The organism is Natronococcus jeotgali DSM 18795 (assembly GCF_000337695.1).
GTDB classification, from domain to species: domain Archaea; phylum Halobacteriota; class Halobacteria; order Halobacteriales; family Natrialbaceae; genus Natronococcus; species Natronococcus jeotgali.
In genome coordinates this window covers 1-1166 of the sequence record NZ_AOIA01000055.1, presented here as the reverse complement: position 1 = coordinate 1166, position 1166 = coordinate 1, and the positions used below count along the sequence as shown (strand labels likewise).

Below are 1166 nucleotides of genomic sequence, written 5' to 3'. Positions count from 1 at the left end.
GGGAAGACGAATACGTTGGTGAGGCATTCGACTGAAGCGCAGTCTCTTCTTTAAGTGGTTCTGATCACAAGGTAGAGATATAGCAGGGGGAGTCGTTCTTGTCGTGTTTCTCAATTCGGTAGCGTAGGTTGTCGCCATTTCTCAAGGTCAGTGATAACCGTACCGACGAGGTCACCGAATTAATCGAGTAGGTAGCAAAGAGGAGTGAACTGATAACGAGCCCACCGGTCTAAGGGAACTGAGACCAACAGATTAGTGTTAATCAATATCATCGCCCGCTTCCTGATAGAAAATAATCAGATGGAACTAACTATGACAAACGCTATTTAATCGAAAAGGACATCGCTATCCATTCAGTGAGACCCATAATTCCCGGCTTCAAACCCAAAGATCCACCACGCCACCAAAGATGAACGCGCGTACGATTGAATCGGTAGGATACATTACGCACCATAAGGAAGATATTGGTAAGGACCATTGCCCGGCGATCCGGGACGCGCTCATCACCGCTGTTGCAGATGGGCTAACCAACGGAACTGATTCTGCGGGGGATAGACATGAATGAGATTGAAGATGCCCGTGCGGCCGGTACATACGTTATCTCGCTCGATAACGCCCAGGCAACGAATCGAGCACTCGTCGGTGGTAAGGGCGCGAATCTCGCTCAACTTATCGAAGCTGACCTGCCGGTGCCTGCGGGATTCTGTGTGACGACTGCTGCGTATGAGGAATTAACCGACGATCCAGCCATCAAAGCAGCAATCGACGAGTTCTCCGATCTCGATCCGTCAGACACAGCGGCAATTGCAGAGGTGGGAAGCACGTTGCGCACTCGAATCCAAGAACGCAGTGTACCAGAAGAGATCCGAGATGCCATCGAGACCGATCTCAACGAGATGGCGAGAGACCCAGAACAGGCGTATGCGGTTCGATCAAGCGCGACAGCCGAAGACCTCCAGGAGGCGTCGTTTGCGGGCCAACAGGAAACGTTCCTTAACGTCCGCGGTGCAGACGAAATCATCGATCGGGTTCGCGCCTGCATGGCGAGTCTATATACTGATCGCGCAATCGCGTATCGAGCGACGAACGACGTCCCCCACGATGAGGTTTCGCTCGCTGTCGTCGTCCAACAAATGGTCGAGCCCGACGTCTCTGGAATCTTCTTC

Annotated in this window: 1 protein-coding gene; it reads left to right on the top strand. The window is 52.3% G+C overall.

Going from position 1 to position 1166, the window contains the following annotated elements; genetic code table 11:
* Window positions 1-557: 557 nt before the first annotated feature.
* Window positions 558-1166: PEP/pyruvate-binding domain-containing protein (locus C492_RS07365; RefSeq protein WP_008421949.1), on the top strand; the 609-nt coding region annotated here is incomplete at its 3' end.